Annotated in this window: 17 protein-coding genes and 1 other RNA gene; 9 read left to right on the forward strand and 9 right to left on the reverse strand. The window is 68.2% G+C overall.

Annotated elements, in window-relative coordinates:
- Window positions 1–37 precede the first annotated feature (37 nt).
- The 7 genes from ftsE to ssrA all read left to right on the forward strand — a co-directional run bounded on the left by ftsE (window position 38) and on the right by ssrA (window position 5,508).
- Window positions 38–727: a cell division ATP-binding protein FtsE gene (gene ftsE, locus ACGFH6_RS23185; protein WP_131364582.1), complete on the forward strand. Its 690-nt coding sequence runs from the start codon at window positions 38–40 to the stop codon at window positions 725–727.
- 33 nt (window positions 728–760) lie between these two features.
- Window positions 761–1,672: a permease-like cell division protein FtsX gene (gene ftsX, locus ACGFH6_RS23190; RefSeq protein ID WP_131364580.1), complete on the forward strand. Its 912-nt coding sequence runs from the start codon at window positions 761–763 to the stop codon at window positions 1,670–1,672.
- Between the two features lie 66 nt (window positions 1,673–1,738).
- Window positions 1,739–3,166, forward strand: a complete 1,428-nt coding sequence (locus ACGFH6_RS23195; protein WP_393387275.1) for a M23 family metallopeptidase — start codon at window positions 1,739–1,741, stop codon at window positions 3,164–3,166.
- A gap of 21 nt (window positions 3,167–3,187) precedes the next feature.
- Window positions 3,188–3,667: an SsrA-binding protein SmpB gene (gene smpB, locus ACGFH6_RS23200; protein WP_131517580.1), complete on the forward strand. Its 480-nt coding sequence runs from the start codon at window positions 3,188–3,190 to the stop codon at window positions 3,665–3,667.
- A 104-nt stretch (window positions 3,668–3,771) separates the two neighbouring features.
- Window positions 3,772–4,332, forward strand: coding sequence for a DUF1707 and DUF4870 domain-containing protein (locus ACGFH6_RS23205; protein WP_393387278.1), 561 nt, complete (start codon window positions 3,772–3,774; stop codon window positions 4,330–4,332).
- Between the two features lie 19 nt (window positions 4,333–4,351).
- Window positions 4,352–5,041, forward strand: coding sequence for a YoaK family protein (locus ACGFH6_RS23210; protein WP_393387280.1), 690 nt, complete (start codon window positions 4,352–4,354; stop codon window positions 5,039–5,041).
- 90 nt (window positions 5,042–5,131) lie between these two features.
- Window positions 5,132–5,508, forward strand: a transfer-messenger RNA (tmRNA) gene (gene ssrA / locus ACGFH6_RS23215).
- A gap of 58 nt (window positions 5,509–5,566) precedes the next feature.
- Here ssrA and ACGFH6_RS23220 read toward each other — a convergent pair.
- A complete protein-coding gene (locus ACGFH6_RS23220; protein WP_393387283.1) occupies window positions 5,567–6,505 on the reverse strand; it encodes an AraC family transcriptional regulator in 939 nt (312 codons plus the stop codon).
- A gap of 6 nt (window positions 6,506–6,511) precedes the next feature.
- Window positions 6,512–7,501, reverse strand: a complete 990-nt coding sequence (locus ACGFH6_RS23225) for a helix-turn-helix transcriptional regulator (protein WP_393387285.1) — start codon at window positions 7,499–7,501, stop codon at window positions 6,512–6,514.
- Window positions 7,502–7,683: 182 nt separating this feature from the next.
- Here ACGFH6_RS23225 and ACGFH6_RS23230 point away from each other — a divergent pair, with 182 nt between their 5' ends.
- Window positions 7,684–8,475 (forward strand): DUF4386 domain-containing protein, encoded by a 792-nt coding sequence (locus ACGFH6_RS23230; protein ID WP_393387288.1) that lies wholly within the window; start codon window positions 7,684–7,686, stop codon window positions 8,473–8,475.
- Here the strand turns inward: ACGFH6_RS23230 and ACGFH6_RS23235 are convergent.
- Window positions 8,472–8,840: a nuclear transport factor 2 family protein gene (locus ACGFH6_RS23235; protein WP_393387291.1), complete on the reverse strand. Its 369-nt coding sequence runs from the start codon at window positions 8,838–8,840 to the stop codon at window positions 8,472–8,474. The genes ACGFH6_RS23230 and ACGFH6_RS23235 overlap by 4 nt on opposite strands.
- 88 nt (window positions 8,841–8,928) lie before the next feature.
- On the opposite strand from ACGFH6_RS23235, the gene ACGFH6_RS23240 reads away from it, so the two are divergent.
- Entirely contained in the window at window positions 8,929–9,708 is a 780-nt protein-coding gene (locus ACGFH6_RS23240; RefSeq protein WP_393387294.1) for a helix-turn-helix domain-containing protein, read from the forward strand.
- Here ACGFH6_RS23240 and ACGFH6_RS23245 read toward each other — a convergent pair.
- The 6 genes from ACGFH6_RS23245 to ACGFH6_RS23270 form a co-directional block, all read right to left on the reverse strand.
- Window positions 9,699–10,910 carry an epoxide hydrolase family protein gene (locus ACGFH6_RS23245; protein ID WP_393387297.1) on the reverse strand — a complete coding sequence of 404 codons (1,212 nt, stop codon included), beginning with the start codon at window positions 10,908–10,910 and terminating at the stop codon, window positions 9,699–9,701. The genes ACGFH6_RS23240 and ACGFH6_RS23245 overlap by 10 nt on opposite strands.
- Window positions 10,907–11,344, reverse strand: a complete 438-nt coding sequence (locus ACGFH6_RS23250) for a MarR family transcriptional regulator (RefSeq protein WP_393387300.1) — start codon at window positions 11,342–11,344, stop codon at window positions 10,907–10,909. The genes ACGFH6_RS23245 and ACGFH6_RS23250 overlap by 4 nt, the downstream gene beginning before the upstream one ends.
- Window positions 11,345–11,423: 79 nt before the next feature.
- Window positions 11,424–14,084, reverse strand: coding sequence for an FHA domain-containing protein (locus ACGFH6_RS23255; RefSeq protein WP_393387303.1), 2,661 nt, complete (start codon window positions 14,082–14,084; stop codon window positions 11,424–11,426).
- A gap of 158 nt (window positions 14,085–14,242) precedes the next feature.
- Window positions 14,243–15,451, reverse strand: coding sequence for a hypothetical protein (locus ACGFH6_RS23260; protein ID WP_393387306.1), 1,209 nt, complete (start codon window positions 15,449–15,451; stop codon window positions 14,243–14,245).
- Between the two features lie 163 nt (window positions 15,452–15,614).
- Window positions 15,615–16,331: an SRPBCC domain-containing protein gene (locus ACGFH6_RS23265; protein WP_393387308.1), complete on the reverse strand. Its 717-nt coding sequence runs from the start codon at window positions 16,329–16,331 to the stop codon at window positions 15,615–15,617.
- Window positions 16,328–16,903 carry a helix-turn-helix domain-containing protein gene (locus ACGFH6_RS23270; RefSeq protein WP_393387311.1) on the reverse strand — a complete coding sequence of 192 codons (576 nt, stop codon included), beginning with the start codon at window positions 16,901–16,903 and terminating at the stop codon, window positions 16,328–16,330. Before ACGFH6_RS23270 ends, ACGFH6_RS23265 begins: the two co-directional genes overlap by 4 nt.
- Window positions 16,904–16,950 lie beyond the last annotated feature (47 nt).

A 16,950-nucleotide genomic window follows, 5' to 3' on the forward strand; every position in this document is an offset into this window, starting at 1 on the left:
CGTCGCTCCCTGTTCCCGACCACGGCCGGATAGACCCGTGATCCGCTTCGAGAATGTGTCCAAGACGTACGAGGGCCAGTCCAAGGCCGCTCTGCTGAACGTCAACGTCGAGATCGAGAAAGGCGAGTTCGTCTTCCTGGTCGGCACCTCCGGGTCCGGCAAGTCGACGTTCCTTCGTCTGGTCCTGCGCGAGCACCGGACGACCAGGGGTCACATCATGGTGGCCGGCAAGGACCTGAACCGGCTGGCCAGCTGGCGGATCCCGCAGATGCGCCGCCAGATCGGCACCGTCTTCCAGGACTTCCGGCTACTGCCGAACAAGACCGTCGCGGAGAACGTCGCGTTCGCGCTGCAGGTGATCGGCAAGCCCCGGTCGCACATCCGCAAGACGGTTCCCGAGGTGCTCGAGCTGGTCGGCCTGGACGGCAAGGAGGACAGGCTCCCCGACGAGCTGTCCGGTGGTGAGCAGCAGCGGGTCGCGATCGCCCGCGCGTTCGTGAACCGGCCGATGATCCTGATCGCCGACGAGCCGACCGGAAACCTCGACCCCGGTACGTCGGTCGGCATCATGAAGCTGCTCGACCGGATCAACCGGACCGGGACCACGGTCGTGATGGCCACCCATGACGTGTCGATCGTCGACCAGATGCGCAAGCGCGTGATCGAGCTGGAGAACGGTCATGTCGTCCGTGACGAGTCGCGCGGCGTCTACGGCTACCAGCACTGAGACCGCTGCCTGAGTACAGGGACTGACTGAAGAATGCGCTTGAACTACATCCTCTCCGACCTCGGTATCGGCCTGAAGCGGAACCTCTCGATGACCATCGCGGTCGTCGTCACCATCTGGGTGTCGCTGTCGCTGTTCGGCAGCGCGCTGCTCGCCCGCGAGCAGGTCGACCTGATGAAGGGGAACTGGTACGACAAGATCCAGATCTCGGTCTTCATGTGCACCAAGGACTCCGGCGGCCGTGGCTGCGCCGGCGCCGAGGTGACCCAGGAGCAGAAGAACCGGATCCGCCAGGTGATCGAGTCGAACCCGGACACCGCACCGGACGGAGTGTTCGGCGAGTCGAAGAAGGAAGCGTTCGAGTCGTTCAAGAAGCTGTACAAGGACTCGCCGATCGTCAGCACGGTCACCGAGGACCAGATGCAGGAGTCCTTCCGGGTCAAACTGAAGGATCCACAGCGCTATCAGAACCTCGTCAGCGCGGTCAGTGGCCTACCCGGCGTCGATACCGTGCAGGACCTCCGGCAGTACCTCGATCCGTTGTTCAAGGCACTCAACGGGTTGCAGGTCGGCGCCCTGGTCGCCGCAGGACTGCTGCTGGTGGCCGCGTTGATGCAGATCTCGAACACGATCCGGTTGGCGGCGTACGCCCGGAGACGGGAGATCGGCATCATGCGCCTGGTCGGCGCGTCGAACTTCTATATCCAGCTGCCCTTCCTGCTGGAGGCGGTGCTGGCCGCCTTGATCGGCGCGGTCCTTGCCTGCGGCACCTTGTGGGTCTTCGTGTACGTCGTCGTCATGCAGCGGGCCGAGGAGACGTTCCGGGTCTGGCAATGGGTCGGCGCCGCGGAAACCTTCCGGGCGACGCTGATCATGGTGGTGGTCGGACTGATCCTCGCTGTCGTCCCGACATTCCTGACAACCCGGAAATACCTCAAAGTCTGACCCGGGTGACTTATCGTGCAATAGCAGCACCGCACGACAACTCAACCCAGAGCAAGGGGTCGACCTGTGGTCCCGCACTTCCCCGGTGCGAACCCGCGTCAGCGGGGGAGCATCAAGCGAGACGACAGCACCGGCACCACCGCCACGCCGTACCAGCGATCACGTAGCAGACCGCCGGGCCGGCAGACGGTCGTTGCCGCATGCTGCCTTGTCCTGTCCCTGTCCGCCGGAGTCCTGGCGGCGGTTCCGGCTGCCCAAGCGGACCCGCCGGATCCAGCCGCCAAGAAGAAACAGCTCGACTCGCAGATCGGTGCGCAGAAGGCCGATCTCGCCGAGGCGTCCGACCAGCTCGGCAAATCCGTTGCCGCGTACAACCAGGCCGAGGCGAAGTACAAGGTCGTCCAGGTCAAGTACGCCGCCGCACAAGGCCAACTGGCGGCCGCGAAGGCCGCCGATGTGGTTGCCGCGAGCAAGCTCCAGGCCGCCGAGCAGGCGCTGACGTCGGCGGTGGCCGACGTCGCGGCGGGCGAGCAGCTGATCACCGAGAAGCGGGCCGTGGCCGGTCGCGCGGTCAGATCGGCGTACCAGCAGCAGACCGGTCTGGTCGGGCTGACGATCGCGCTGCGCGGTGCGTCGCCGGCCGACATCGCGACCGGGATGCAGGTGCAGCGCAACGTGTTCGGCATCCAGGGCAACGCGATCACGAACCTGAACAACGCGCAGGCTCAGCTCGCGAACAAGCGGGCCAAGGTCGCCGTCGCCGAGAAGGCCGCGGCCGCGGCCCGGGCCGAGGCGGCCCGGACGGTCAAGCAGGTCACCGCGCTGACCAAGCAGGTCGCGGCCGACAAGGCCGAGGCCGCCGCGGTCGCCCAGGTGAAGCTGGTCGCGTACAAGGCCGCGGAGCGCGAGAAGGACACCGAACAGGCGCAGTACAACGCCCTGGTCGCCGAGCGCAGCCGGGTCGAGCAGATCCTGATCGCCCGGGCGAAGGCCGAGAAGGCCGCGGCCGCCCGCAAGAAGGCGGCCCGGGAGAAGGCCGAGCGGGCGAAGGCCCGCAAGGAAGGGCGGCCGCCGCGGCGCATTCCGGACGACTCCGGCGACGGCGGGCTGAGCTACCCGGTCAGCAGCTACATCACGTCGCCGTACGGGATGCGGTTCCACCCTGTCCTGCACTACTGGAAGCTGCACGACGGCACGGACTTCCGCGCCCCCTGCGGTACGCCGATCCGCGCGGCGGCGAGCGGACGAGTGACGGACAAGTATTACAACGGTGGTTACGGAAACCGGCTGTTCGTATCGCACGGAGTGATCGACGGTAGCTCCATCACCACGGTCTACAACCACCTGTCGCGGTATAAGGCGCGCGTTGGCGAGCACGTCAGCAAGGGCGAGATCATCGGGTACGCCGGGACCACGGGGTACTCCACCGGCTGCCATCTGCACTTCATGGTCTACCAGGACGGCCGGGTGGTTAATCCGATGAAGTGGCTCTGAGCGGTCTGAGATACTGGTCGGATGGTGAAACAGACCGGCCAGCAGAAGCCGATCGCGCAGAACCGGAAGGCGCGACACGACTACCACATCGAGGACGTGGTGGAGGCCGGGCTGGTGCTGACCGGGACCGAGGTGAAGTCCCTGCGGCAGGGCCGGGCCTCCCTCGTCGACGCGTTCGCCGCCGTCCGCGGTAGCGAGTTGTGGCTGCAGGGGATGCACATCCCGGAGTACAAGCACGGCACCTGGACAAACCACGAGCCGCGCCGCACCCGCAAGCTGCTGCTGCACAAGGACGAGGTGCAGAAGCTGATCAGGGCGGTCGAGCAGCAGGGCGTCTCGCTGATCCCGCTGTCGCTCTACTTCAAGGACGGGTACGCGAAGGTCGAGCTCGCCACCGGGCGAGGCAAGAAGGACTACGACAAGCGGCACGCGCTGGCCGAGCGCCAGGCCGACCGCGAGGCCCGGCGTGCCCTGTCGGAGCGCACCCGCCGCCGCGACTGAGGGGGCCCGGGCCGGCCGGGCTGAGGGCTGCCTGGGGTCGGCTCAGGGGCGGCTGGGGGCTGCACCCGATGGGGCGGACGGCGTCCGGCGCGCAGAGTGGATGCATGTCCACTTCAGACCTGCTGGTGACGCCGGCCCAACGGGACCGCGCCCTCGAGATCCTGAAAGAAATGTACGCCGACGGCCGGCTGGACCACGCCGAGTTCGACACCCGGCTGGAGCTGGCTCTGAAGGCCCGCACCCGTGCCGAACTCAACAGCACCTTCGACGGACTCGTGTCCCGGCCCGTCCCGACGTACGCACCCGCCGCCTTCACCCGGCCGGCCCCGGTGCAGCGGTACACCGGCGATGGCCGGGGGATGGGGACCGTCGCGCACTGGCTCGGGTACCCGACGTTCTTCGTCGGACCGGCGATCGTGGTGGCGACGGCCGGCCAGAAGAACCCCGGCGTCCGCAAGCACGCGGTGGAGGCGCTGAACTTCCAGCTGAGCGCCTTCGGGGCGTTCGCGCTGCTGGGAATCATGACGGGCGTGACGGAGGGCTTCACCGGGTTCCTGTTCCCGATCCTCGGCATCCTGTGGTTCATCCTGACCGGGATCGGTGGCCTCGCGACCGCGGTCGGCTCCAACTTCCGCTACCCGTTCACGCTGCGTCTGATCAAGTAGTGGCTCTACCCTGGCAGGCATGGCTGTTCCTGTCGGGGCGCGGTGGGAGGTCACAGCGTTCCTGGGCCTGACCGCGGCCACCGGGTTGATCGACGCGGTCAGCTACCTGAGGCTCGGACATACCTTCGTCGCGAACATGACCGGGAACGTCGTCTTCCTCGGATTCGCGGTGTCGCCGGAGTCGGGGTTCCGCCTCGGTCCGCCGCTAGCGGCTGTGCTCGGGTTTGTGCTCGGCTCCCTGGCCGGCGGGAGAGCTGCGCGGGCGATGGAGTCACGGCCTCGGCGGTGGTTGGCGTCGGCCTTCGGGGCACAGGCGGCCGTGTTGTGGCTGTGCGCGTTGCTCGTCGGGCTCGGCGTACTCGAGGAGTCGGGCGGGACGTCGTACGTGCTGATCGTGGTGCTGGCCGCTTGCTTCGGGCTGCAGAACGCGACGGTCCGGCACGTGGCGCCGCGGGACATGACCACGACGGTGCTGACGCTGACGCTGACCGGGCTGGCAGCCGACAGTGTGCTCGGCAACGGCCGCTCGGTGAAACCTCACCGCCGGCTGGGGTCGATCGCCGCGATGCTGGTGGGCGCGGCGGTGGGGGCGTTGCTGCTCCGATGGACCACCGGGTGGGTGATCGCTCTGGCCGGGCTGATGGTCGCGGGGGCGGCGGTCATCTTCCTGCGCGCGCCCGAGGCGTCGCCTGCCACTGACCGTGTGTAACGGGAATGTCAGGTGCGGGTCGCCTGTTGGACTTGGTAGTGTGGATCTTCCACCGCCCTGCGGGACCGGTGGGAGTTTGACAACTCAACAGGGGGTGAACGGTTTCGACTTTGGACGTCTGTTCCAAGGGAAGCGGGCCGAGGATCCAGGGTTATCTCGTTAACGATCTCTGGAAACCAATAACTGCCAAAACTCAGCGCAGTAGCTTCGCTCTCGCCGCCTGACGGCCTGAGCACTTAAAGAAGCGGTCAGCCCGGGGATGCTCCCGCCCCGGCTCCTGGCCTCATTTAGGGAGCTTGCTGCACTAGCCCGGTCACGGGGCTGGTGTGGGACATTTACAGTGACTGAGCCTGTCAGCGACGTGTCTGTGAGAGCGCTGGGGCTGAGAAAACGACTAACAGACTGCGCCCGGAGAAGCCTTGAAACACCGCTGAAGGACGCGGGTTCGATTCCCGCCACCTCCACCCCTGTGAGTACAAGAAGGCCGGTCCCTAGGGACCGGCCTTCTTGCGTGTACGCGCGGTCTCAGGTGTTGAGGGTGGTGCTGGGGGACTGGCCGTAGGCGGTGCGGTACTGGTTGGCGAAGCGGCCGGGGTGGTGGAAGCCCCAGTGGGCAGCGATGGCAGTGACGGTCGTTTGGGTGGGGTCGGCGGCCTGGAGGTCGGCGTGGGCCTGGGCCAGGCGGACTTGGCGGAGGTAGGCCAGCGGGGTCGTGTCGAGGTGCCGGCGGAACGCGAGTTGGATGGCGCGGTTGGTGACGCCGGCGGCGGTGGCGATGTCGGCGATGGTGAGGTCGCGGTGGGGGTTGGCCTCGATGTAACTGATCGCTCGGCGGAGGGTGGCGGGGTGGGCGTCGCGACGGTTCTCGGTGGTGGGGTCGGTGCGGGTGTTGTTGGGAACCGTGGCCAGGATCATCGCGGCGAGGAACTGCGTGATGGTCGTGGAAATGAGGGGTTCGGAGACGAGGGCCGGGTTGGTGAGTGCCTGCGTGTGCACGTAGTCGATCGCGTCCCGCAGTTGCCGCCGGGCCGCCGTCGTGGCGGGGCGGTGGCTGTGGAAGCTGAGCGCCGCGGGCCTTCTCCCGTCGAGTGCGGTGGCGGCGACCCGTTGCAGGACAGTGGGATCGATCATGAGGACGAGCTCGCGCGGATGCTGCAGCCTGCCCGTGAGCCCGCGCTCTCCAGGAGGCAGGAGCAGTACGTCGCCCGGTCCGGCGGAGTACTCCGGAATCTCGACTCCACCGGAACGAAGGCTGCACAAGATGTAGTGGTTGAGCGGATCGGCGCGGTACGACAGGTCCGCGCCCAGCTGGAGCTCGTCGCTGGTCAGGCCGGGGAGGAACGTCCGGACGATGCGGGTCCGGGTCGGTACGCCGTCGAGGCCGGACAGGTTCACCCGCGTGTACGTCTCGGACAGAAAGGCCTCGATCTCGTCGATCGTGGTGCTCTCGAAGACGACTGGCATCGCAGCTCAGCTACCCTCCTGGAGGGTCCGGCCTGGGCTGCGACCGTAGGCGGCGTGGTAACAGGTGGTGAATCGGGGGACGGAGAAGCCCCACCGGTAGGCGATCGTGGCGACTGTTAGGCCGCTGGCGGGGTCGGTCTTCTGCAGGTCGCCGTGCGCGCGTTCGAGTCGGACCTGTCGTAGGTACTCGAACGGCGTACATTCCAGATGCCGGCGGAAGGCGTACTGGAGTGCACGGGCACTTGTGCCGACGGCCTCGGCGATGTCGTTGACGCCGATCGGTTCGGCGGCATGCGCCTCGATGTAGGCGACGGCCCGTTGCACCGACGCCGGAGTCACCCACCCGGGTGAGGGGGTGTAGGCGACCCGCAGCGTCGCGTTCGGGAAGACCGCGAGCATCGACGCGATGACGTGCGTGTGCAGTTGCTGGGCGACCAACGGACTGTCCGCGGACGACGGTACGTCGGTCAGGACTCGGTGGACGTACTGGCTCACCGACTGCCAGTACCCACTGAGCCGGGCGTTGAGTGGCAGCCCAGTGCCCAGCCAGAAGTCATCAGGCGGTACGCCGTGCGCCGACTCGGCGGCCTCCTCGAGGTCGCGGTAGCTGACGCGCGTCCCGATCGAGTCGAACGGCGGGAAGGCGAGCGCCATCGGGTCGTCCGGCGCACGCATCAGCGAGCCACCGGCCGGCACCCGCAACTCCCCGCTCGGGATGGTCGCGACGGCCGGCCGCGAGAACCAGACGACGAGCGGTTCCTTGTACGGCTCGGTGTCGACCGCGAAACCCAGACCCACGTGCCATCGGTCCGAGCCCAACGGTCCGCACTGCGTCGTCTCGATCTTCACTGCCCCGGTGGACAGTTGGCCGCCGGCGACTCGCGGGCTGGCGGACGGAAAGATGGCATCCAGCGCTTCCACGACGGCGTCCGAACCCTCGCCGAGCATGAATCCCCGCACGACACCGCCAGTTCGTGTGCTGTCGGCTCCTGTCACGTTGTCAACCTCCACGAGGACTTCCTCCGAAGTTACGCCGACACACCACGCAGCGAAACCAGACGAGCCTCATGGATCGAGGCGCCATGGACAGCGCTGGAACCGGCGCGCATGCTGAAAGCGGTGGGGTCGGGGGGCGCCCGGGCAGCCCGGAGCCGTGACCCGCCAAGGGGGCGATTGGCATGGACAGGGTCGAGCGACGTCATCAACGTGACGAGGAACTGGAACAGGTCGACATCGCGCCGGCTCCACGACGTCGATCAAGTATCACCACACGCAAGTTCACCGGGATCGCCTTCATCGTGGCGACCGTGGCCTTCATGGTGGCCGCGACGGTGTTGTCGATGACGTTCGACTGGCCCGACATCCTGCGTCAACCGGCGGATGTGGTGTTGCCCGAGTACGTCGACGGCGGCACGAGCCTGGTCTGGACGTGGTTCGCGGTCGCCTGGACGTACGCGATCCTCGCCGTACCGATCCTCTTGCTGCCGGCTGCGCTGAAGCGCCGGGACGACATGGCTCTGCGGGTCGCCACGTGGGCGGGCGCGGCGTCTGTGCTGCTGGCGCTGATCGGATTCCTGCGCTGGGTCTTCGTAGTACCGCCACTGGCCGACACTTACGTCAACGGAGACACGGCTACGCGTACGGCGGTTGCCGCGGCGTGGACGGCCCAGCATCAGTACGGCGGCGCGCTGCTCGGTGAACACCTGGGACAACTCCTGGGCATCGCGTGGTCGGTCACCGTCAGCATCATCATCTTGCGAACCAGGCTGATGCCGAGGTGGGCGGGCTGGCTCGGGCTGCTCGCCAGCGCGCTGTACTTCACCAACCAAGGCGACATCCTCGCCACCGCGATCCCCAGCTTCCCGGTCTGGGACCTCGGCGGCCTGCTCGGCAGCTACCTGTGGGCGATCTGGCTCCTGGTGCTCGGCGTCCTGCTCCTCCGCCGCCCGAACCCACCGACCAGCGCTTAGGCCATCCCGTTCGGAATCTCCGCGGCGTCGGGGACGGGCTGTACGACGTCCCAGTGCTCGACGATCTGGTTGTTCTCGAAGCGCCAGATGTCGGTGACAGCCACGCCGCGGGGATCGTCCGGGGTGGTCATCAGGTAGTGCATCACCACGTGCGTGTCGTCGGCGATGACGCGGCGTAGATCGAGCCGAGCCGAGGCGACCGGAGCGGTCGCGATGAAGTCGAGGAAGGCGTCACGGCCTGACGGATTGCCGGGACTGTGCTCGAGGAAGTCCTCATGCAGAAGTGGGCGGAGCGGCGTGATGTTGCCCGCGGCGAACTCCTGGAAGGCGTGCACGGCCAGCTTCTTGTTCTGTTCGGCTGTCATGTGTCAGACCGTTGCCGATGACAGGCGTTGGTGTCGATTACAAGGGTGGTAATGGCATCGCCCACCCCGCGCCGGTGATACTCGGGATGTGAGCGAGGTCAGCCCGGTAGGTGCGTTACTCAGGGAGTGGCGGCAGCGGCGGAAGCTGAGCCAGCTCGATCTCGCGCTCCAGGCCGGTGTGTCCGCACGACACGTCAGCTTCGTCGAGACGGGCCGGACTGTCCCGAGCAGCCCGATGGTGCTGCACCTGGCCGAGCACCTCGGCGTACCGCTCCGGGAGCGCAACCGTCTCCTTGTCGCCGCCGGCCACGCGCCGGTCTACCACCAACGCCCGCTGGACGACCCGGACATGGACCGTCTTCGCGAGGCACTGGAGCGATTCGTGCGCGCACACGAGCCCTATCCGGCGCTCGCCGTTGACCGCCGCTGGAACCTGATCCTCGCCAACGACGCACTCGATGTCTTCGTCGACGGCGCCGACCCGAAGCTGCTGGAACCGCCGATCAACATGATGCGACTCGGCCTGCACCCGCAAGGTCTGGCGCCGCGCATCCGCAACCTCAACCAGGTGCGCGGTTACCTCCTGCCTCGGCTGGCACGGCAGGCCGCCGCCACCGGCGACGCCGTACTGCACGAGCTGTACGACGAGTTGATCGCGTTCGGACCGGATGACGTCAGGCCGGTACCCGATCCGGCCGACATCGCGCTGCCGATCCGCATCGACCACCGCGGTACCGAGCTCTGTTTGATCAACGCGATCACCACGTTCGGTACAGCATTCGACATCACCCTCGACGAGATCGCCGTCGAGAGCTACCTGCCCGCGGACGCCCGGACTGCCGACTTCTTCCGCGCCGCTCAGCGATAGTCGCGGAAGGTGCGGCGGAGGTCGTCGGTCCACTCGGTGGGGAGTTCCCAGGGGATGAAGTGGCCGCCGCCCGGGTGGGCGGTGAGGTTGACGTGGTTGTACCACTCGGCGCGGTCGCTGTTCAGGAAGTTCTGGACGCGTTCCTCCGGCGTGCTGACGCCGGGCGGGTCCTCGTAGCCGACGAAGGTGATGCCGGTGGGTGCTTCGATGGCCGGCGTACGGTCGTGCGACGGCGTCCATGGGTAGCGGTTGTTGTTGGCGTAGGTGCGGATCGACGTATCGATCGCGTTGCCGGCCCAGTAGATCGTGGCGTGCGTCAGCAGGTCGTCGTCGCTGAACGCCTTGTCGCCGCCGGACCAGCTCAGCCACCGCTCGAGGATCCACGCGAGCATGCCGGCCGGTGAGTCCGCCAGGCCGAAGGCGAGGGTGCTCGGGTCCAGGACATGCGTGGCCAGGTGGGCCGCGAACCGCCGTTCCAGCTCGATGATCCGGTCGTGGATCGCGGGCGGCAGGTTCGGCGGGATCGGATTGCCGCCGCTCAGGTCCCAGCCGCGGTCGCCGTTGAAGAACGTGAGCTTCAGGCCCGAACCGATGTGGATCGCGTAGAGCTCGTCGGCGTACTTGTGACCGAGTTGCCCGGTGACGAGTGCGCCGACATCGCACCCGGCGGCGGCGTACTTCGGGTAGCCGAGGACGCCGGTCATCAGATCGTGCCAGACGTCGGCGATCTTCCAGAAGTTCATGTCCGGCTGGTTCGTCAGCGGTGTCGAGAACCCGAAGCCGGGCAGTGACGGCACGATCACGTCGAACGCGTCGGCCGGGTCACCGCCGTACGCCGCCGGGTCCGCGAGCGGGCCGATCACCTTCGACCAGTGCCAGAACGTCCACGGCCAGCCGTGGCTCAGGATCAGCGGAATCGGCTTCGGACCGACGCCGGGCTTGCGCAGGAAGTGCACGGGTACGCCGTTCACGTCGACGCGGTAATGCTCGAAGGCGTTGATCGCCCGCTCGGCGGCGCGCCAGTCGAACCCGTCGGCCCAGTACTCCACCAGTGCCTGCAGTTGAGTACGACGTACGCCGTAGAAACCGTCGTCGTTCCCGGCGTCGAGCGGCCACTTGGTCGCGGTCAGCCGGCGGCGCAGGTCGTCGAGGACGTCGTCCGGGACGTGGATCGGGGTTGGCTCCAGGGGAAAGCCGGTCATAGTTGCTCCTCAGCGGCGATCTCGGTCAGCCGGTTCAGCACGTCGATGGAGCTCGCGAGTACGTCGCGCTCCTCGGGGGTCAGTCGGTCGACCAGGCGGGACAGCTTGGTGACCCGCTCCGCATGGCGGGACCGTACGACCTGCCGGCCGGCGCGGGTCAGCGACAGCAGCATCGCGCGGCCGTCATTCGGGTCGGGGCGGCGCTGCAGGAGGCCGTCCTGCTCGAGCTTCGTGACCAGGCTGGTGAGCGCGGGCTGCTTGAGCTGCTCGGTCGCCAGCAGGTCGGTCAGCCGGAGCGGTCCGTTGCGCGCCAGCGTGTGCAGGACGGACAAGGTCGAGAAGTTGAACCTGCGCACCGAGGGTAACCGGATGAAGATCGGGTTGAAGTCCTCGATGGCTGTGGTCAGCCGCTCGACGTCTACCTCTGCCGCCATGCCGGAACCATATCAATAATCGATGTAAGTGCGCACACGGATTTCTTCCGGTTGCCTGGAGCAACAGTTTGCTCAGCGGTCAGTTGCTGAGGGCAATACCGACGGCGACGGGTTTGTCACCGGACCTGAGGGTGAGGGTCGCGGTCGTCAGGTTGTCCGGCAGGTGGCCCTTGAAGGTGATCGTGCCGTGCTCGGTGCCGCCGGACGGGAACTTGCCCGGCCACTGGCTACGGGAGTCGTCGGCGCGGATCGCGTTGCCCTCCGGGCCGGTGAGGGCGACGTTGCTGTCGAGCGGCAGGTCGACGGACTGATCACCGGCGTTCTTGACCCCGAGTCGCACCCGGGTGAAGTGGCTCGTGTACGTCACGTTCTCGACGGTGACGGTCAGGCCGTCGAACGCCTTCCCGACCGGTTTGACCAGGCGGTCCTCGCCGGACTCCTTGCCGGTGAAGTAGCCGGCGGCGTACTGGGCTGCCGCGGTGAGCGCGAACCCGCCGACACCGACGCCGAGCAGTACGACGACGATCGCGACGATCACGGAGACGTTGAGGCGGCCGGGGGAGCGTTCCTGCGGGCTGAGCGCGTCCATCAGGGCGACGACCATGGCGGTGATGAGCGCGATGACCGGCGGCACCAGCCAGCGGAGGGGACCGCCGGGGCCGGGTGAGAAGAAGCTGACGACGAGGTTGATCAGGAGGCCGAGCGCGAGGAGGGCGCCTGCTACCGCGAGCACACGCCCGAGCCTGACCTGGCCCACCTCATCGGGGTCCGCGGGCCGTCGCGTCTTGGCCTGCGCGGCGCGGGCCTCCGTCGTACGTGACGCCTGCCGAGGCTGCGCCGTACGCGATGTCTGCCGTGCGCCCGATGCTCCGCGTGATGTCTGCGCCCCGCCGGCTGGTGGGGCGACGCCTGCTTGCTCGTCGGCCCGGCTGGTGTCGGGCCAACTGGCCGACTCGTTCCGGCTGGCCTGCGACCGATCGAACTGCACCGGCACGGTCATCCCACCAGCCCACGGCGACCGAGCCGGCTCCGGATTGTCCGCCGACGGATAAGCCCCCCAATCCCCAGGCCCAACCGCAACCCCACCAGAACCCTCATCACCCGACGACTCATACTCACCGTCGGCGCGAGCGAACTGACTCACCCCCTGCTCAACCTCACCAGCCGCGAACGGGTTCCCCCCACGCTCACCCTCGCCGGGCCCGAATCCGCCCCGCTCACCCTCAGCCGCAACGAACGGACTCCCGCCCTGCTCACTCTCGGGCGGTGCAAAGCCGCCGGGCTCACCCTCCGCCGGCGCGAATGGGGTCCCGCCCTGCTCGCTGTCGTCGGTCGCGAATCCGCGCGGCTCACCCTCAGCCGCGGCGAACGGGCCCCGGCCCTGCTCGCTCTCGGATGCGAAGCCGCCCGGCGCAGCCTGGTCCGGGGCGAATGGGCTGCGGCCCTGCTCGCTTTCGGGTGGTGTGACGCCGCCGGGCTCACCCTCCGCCGGCGCGAATGGACTCCGGCCCTGCTCGCTTCCGGGTGGGGCGAAGCCGCCCGGCTCAGCCTCGGGTGGTGCGAATGGGCTCGCGCCTTGCCCGGCTTCGCTTGGTGTGAAGCTGCCGGGCTCGCCGTCGGTCCGGGGGAAACCGGTGGGCTCGCCTTCTGTTGGGGCGAAGGGGTTTGCGGCTTGCTCGGGCTCGGGTGGGGCGAAAGGGTTCTTGCCTCGGTCGGCCTCGGCTGGCGTGTACGCGCTTGGATCCGGGCCGGGGTCGGGTGCGGCGGGACTTGGCTGCTGGTTGCGGTTGGCCGGAGTGACTGGTCTGGGGCCGCGGTCGGCGAGGCTGGGGCCTCGGTCGGCCGGGTCGGGTGGGGTGAACGGGTGCGCGTTCTGGTCGGGCTCGGGTGGGCTCGGCTGCTGGTTGTGGGCGGTGGGTGCGTACGGGCTCGGGGCGGGTTCAGCCTCGGGCGGGGCGAAGGGGTTCTGACCTCGGTCCGCGCGGCTCGAGGGAGGAGTCACCGGGGCGTACGCGGCTGGATCGCCGAGCGCGACTGGCTCCGCAAGAGAGAACCGATCCACAACCTGCGGCCGCTCGGCGGGTCCGGAAGGTGCCGCCGCAGGAGCTTCGCCTGAGTCGGGGTGGTACGCCGAGGCGTCCTCCCGGTACGACGCCTCGTCGGGCGCGGCGTAGTCACCGTCTGCCCGCCCGGAGACCGCGTCCTCCGCAGGTGCGCGATACGGCTCCTCTGCCCGCGCGGAGTACTGCTCCGCAGGCGCGGCGTACTGCTCCTCCGAGGACGCGGCGTATTGCTCGTCTGCGGGTGCTGCGTATTGCTCGTTCGCCGGGGCCGGGTAGGCGTCGCCTGCCGGGTAAGGAGCGTCTGCAGGCGGGGGATACGCGGCCGCCGGAGGGGGCTCAGGTGGAGAGAACGAGGCGGGTGGGGCTTCCGCGGGCTGGGCAGCGGCCTGGGAGGGGGTTTCGTGGAAGGTCAGGACCGAGCGGCCGATGTGGATCTGGTCGTTGTCGGTGAGGGGCGTGGGGGCGGCGAGGCGGCGGCCGTTGAGGGCGGTGCCGTTGCGGGACTCGTCGATGAGGGTCCAGGTGCTGCCCGAGCGGGCGAGGCGGGCGTGGATACGGGAGATCTGGTCGTCCGCCGTCAACCGGATGTCGGCGTTGGAGGCGCGCCCGATGGTGATCGAGTCGCTACCGTCCGACAGATCCCAGCGCTGACCGCCCAGCGACAGCGCATGTTCCATTTCCACTACGCCCTAACACCCCACGAAGCAGCCGACTCGTCTGCGCGATTCTGCCTGTACCACCCTCACCTGGTCCAGAGCACCCACAACGCCCCGAGCCTAATCAACCGCCGGTACGGCGACCCCCACGGGGCCGCCGTACCAGGGAATCCAGAGCACTAACCGAGCGTCATCCGGGGCTCACCATTGAGCAGGCCGGTGCCGGAGATCGTGCAGGTGCCGCCGCGGTTCTGGGTGTAGGACTGGCGGACGCAGGAGCGGAGCGCGAGCTGGGCCCAGTAGTTCGGGTGCAGGCTCTCCTGGATGAAGTAGTTGGACCCGACCGTGGTGACCGTGCGGATCTGGTTGATCCACTCGGTCTTGTCGACCGCCGTCGGCTGGGTCCACGAGCTCAGCCCGACCTCCTCGTAGAGACCGACCGAGCTTTCGCACAACCGCCGGCCGTTGAAGGCGGACTGGAGCTCGAGCAGGCGGACGTTCCCGAGCCCGGACGGCCCGATCGCCGCCCGGACGGTGTTGTTGATGGTGACGAGCGCGGTGTTGTTCGCCCAGTCGGCGTCCGCGTTCCAGAACCCGCAGCCGCCCACGCTCTGCCGCGTGTAGCCGCTCTGCCCGTACCGGAACCCACTCCCGCCCGGAAGCGGCGACGGGTAGGTCTGCACCAGCAGCGTCCACGCGTTGTCGCCGTACCCGGCGTTCCGCATCGCCGTGCGCACGTTCTGGAAGGCGGCCGCGATCCTCCCGCGTACGGCGGTGACGTTGGCCGAGGTGAAGTTGGCGACGACCGAGGAGTCGTCCTTGCAGTAGTCCGGGAACCAGGACGGCGACAGCAGGAAGTCGGTCACGCACTGGGTCACGATCGACGCGAACTTGAAGTCGTTGCCCCCGATCGAGACGACCACCTGCCGCACGTTGTGGCCGGCCGCGAACTGCTGCAGCATCTTCGCCTGCCCGAGATGGCCGGCGCCGTCGTCGTAGAAGTCGATGCCTGGCTTGAACTCGTCGCCGGTGCTGGTCGCGGTGCTGGCGCCGGAGCAGGCGAGGTTCAGTCCGCCGACACCACCACCGATGAACGCCTCGGCGGAGCTGCTGCGGTGGCACCTCGGGATCTGCTCGGCGGTCCCACTCGCGTTGTCGTGGTAGGCGTGCGCACCGAGCGCGTCGGCCGGTGCTTCGGAGTTGTTCGAGCTGCCGGCCCAGCGGCCTGCCTCGCCCGAGATGTAGGAGTCGCCGAGGGTGACGACGTACGGCGTCCCGGAGCCGGGACCGTCGGCCCGGGCGGGGGTGGCGACCAGGCAGAGCCCGGTCATGGAGAGCACGAGGAACGTGGACACTCGACGCACGAGTGAGCGGGACGGAATGTTCACCGGAAGACCTCTCTCGCCGGAGGGCGGCCGCGGGGCGGCGACCGCCGTGGCAAGAAAGGTACTCAGAAGTAACCGCGAGAGACAGACCGAGAGTGCTGGCACGTTTGCGCCCTGTCACCGCCGTGTCAGGAACACGTCCCAGGAGACGTCGCATGCAGGCGTGTCAGGTGCCGGGCAGACTGGCCGGCACGTAGTGCGTCTCCCACCAGTTCTTCCAGCGCGCGTCCAATGCGTCCCGGTCGACGTCGCCGTACAGGCTGAGGATCGCCATCGCGGAGCCGTCCGGCTTGAGCTCGCCCGGCGAGATGTAGCTGAGCACAAGCAGACCGTTGCCCCAGGCATCGACTGTCAGGCCGATCTGGTGCTCCGAGGTGTACAGGACCTCACCCTTCACCGCTTCGCCGATCAGGTCGAGCTCGTACGACGTACCGGCCGGGCGGATGTCGATACCCAGTTCGCCGGTCAGCGAGGCAGCACCGGTGCCGACGTAGAACAGCGTCCGCCGCTCGTCGTCCGGGTGCTGCTCCAGCGCGAACTTCAGCTGGTTGAGGAACGTCGTCCAGCCTTCGGTGATGTCGTCGTAGTACGCCTCCCAGTCGGGATTCGCGCCGCGCGGCGAGCGAGTCAGCGTGATCCGCGACCCGCCCTCCACCGGCTCGACCACGAACCGGTCACCGTCCCCGAGGATCAGCGTCCCGACCTGGCTGTCGTCGACCTTGGTGAAGTAGATCAGGTCGATCTCCTCCTCCAGCCCGCCCTGGGTCCCTTCGTACTCCCAGCCGTGCCAGTGCCGGATCTTGTCCTTGTTCCGCAGCGCGTCCCAGACCGCCTCGGCCGGCGCGGCCACGGTCACCACGATCCGCGGTGTCTCCTCGCTCATCCTTCTTCTCCTTCGGTACGTCGTGCTGCCGGGTGGCCGCCGGCGATCAGGCGATAGGGCCGCCCGTTCTCAGTGTCGAACTGTTCGATGGTCCGCCGCACCGCTTCGGTCAGAGCGTCGGTGAAGCGATGTACGTCGCCCGGTTCGGCGAACCGCACCTCGGCCTCCAGCGTGAACGTGAGCAGCCGTTTCCCGTCGGCGTCGGCCGCGCTCTGCATCCGGGCCACATCCCGGACCGTGCCGGCGGCGACGTCCACCAGGTGCTCGGCGGCGTACTGGTCCTGGATCTCGCTGAAGGCGTGGCCCATCACGGCCGGATCGACCACGAGCGTCGCGGCCTTCGCGCGCAGGATCCGCTCGGTGAATCCGCGCCGCTGCCGCTCCTCGACGAGCTCGATCAGTCCGGCCTTCTCCAGTTCGCGCAGGTGGTAGTTCACCCGCTGCCGGGGCAGCTCGAGCGCGGCGGCGAGCTGGGTCGCCGACGACGGCTCGCGGAGCAGCTCGAGCAGCCGCCGCCGGATCGGCGACAGCGCCACGCGCAGCTTCTCCGGCTCCTCGACGTATCCCAGCATGCGCCCAATCTCCTCTTGACAGAAAAAGTTGTCAATAGGAACCGGCC

It is taken from the genome of Kribbella sp. NPDC049227 (assembly GCF_043197265.1).
Lineage (GTDB): Bacteria > Actinomycetota > Actinomycetes > Propionibacteriales > Kribbellaceae > Kribbella.

Bases quoted from the DNA above. Each gene is read 5' to 3' on its own strand.
- ACGFH6_RS23205 (WP_393387278.1), top strand. From the start codon at position 3,772: ATGTCCACTTCAGACCTGCTGGTGACGCCGGCCCAACGGGACCGCGCC.
- ACGFH6_RS23255 (WP_393387303.1), bottom strand. From the start codon at position 14,084: ATGGAACATGCGCTGTCGCTGGGCGGTCAGCGCTGGGATCTGTCGGAC.
- ACGFH6_RS23250 (WP_393387300.1), bottom strand. From the start codon at position 11,344: ATGGCGGCAGAGGTAGACGTCGAGCGGCTGACCACAGCCATCGAGGAC.
- ACGFH6_RS23245 (WP_393387297.1), bottom strand. From the start codon at position 10,910: ATGACCGGCTTTCCCCTGGAGCCAACCCCGATCCACGTCCCGGACGAC.
- ACGFH6_RS23265 (WP_393387308.1), bottom strand. From the start codon at position 16,331: ATGAGCGAGGAGACACCGCGGATCGTGGTGACCGTGGCCGCGCCGGCC.
- ACGFH6_RS23210 (WP_393387280.1), top strand. From the start codon at position 4,352: ATGGCTGTTCCTGTCGGGGCGCGGTGGGAGGTCACAGCGTTCCTGGGC.
- smpB (WP_131517580.1), top strand. From the start codon at position 3,188: ATGGTGAAACAGACCGGCCAGCAGAAGCCGATCGCGCAGAACCGGAAG.
- ftsX (WP_131364580.1), top strand. From the start codon at position 761: ATGCGCTTGAACTACATCCTCTCCGACCTCGGTATCGGCCTGAAGCGG.
- ACGFH6_RS23235 (WP_393387291.1), bottom strand. From the start codon at position 8,840: ATGACAGCCGAACAGAACAAGAAGCTGGCCGTGCACGCCTTCCAGGAG.
- ACGFH6_RS23230 (WP_393387288.1), top strand. From the start codon at position 7,684: ATGGACAGGGTCGAGCGACGTCATCAACGTGACGAGGAACTGGAACAG.
- ACGFH6_RS23220 (WP_393387283.1), bottom strand. From the start codon at position 6,505: ATGCCAGTCGTCTTCGAGAGCACCACGATCGACGAGATCGAGGCCTTT.
- ACGFH6_RS23270 (WP_393387311.1), bottom strand. From the start codon at position 16,903: ATGCTGGGATACGTCGAGGAGCCGGAGAAGCTGCGCGTGGCGCTGTCG.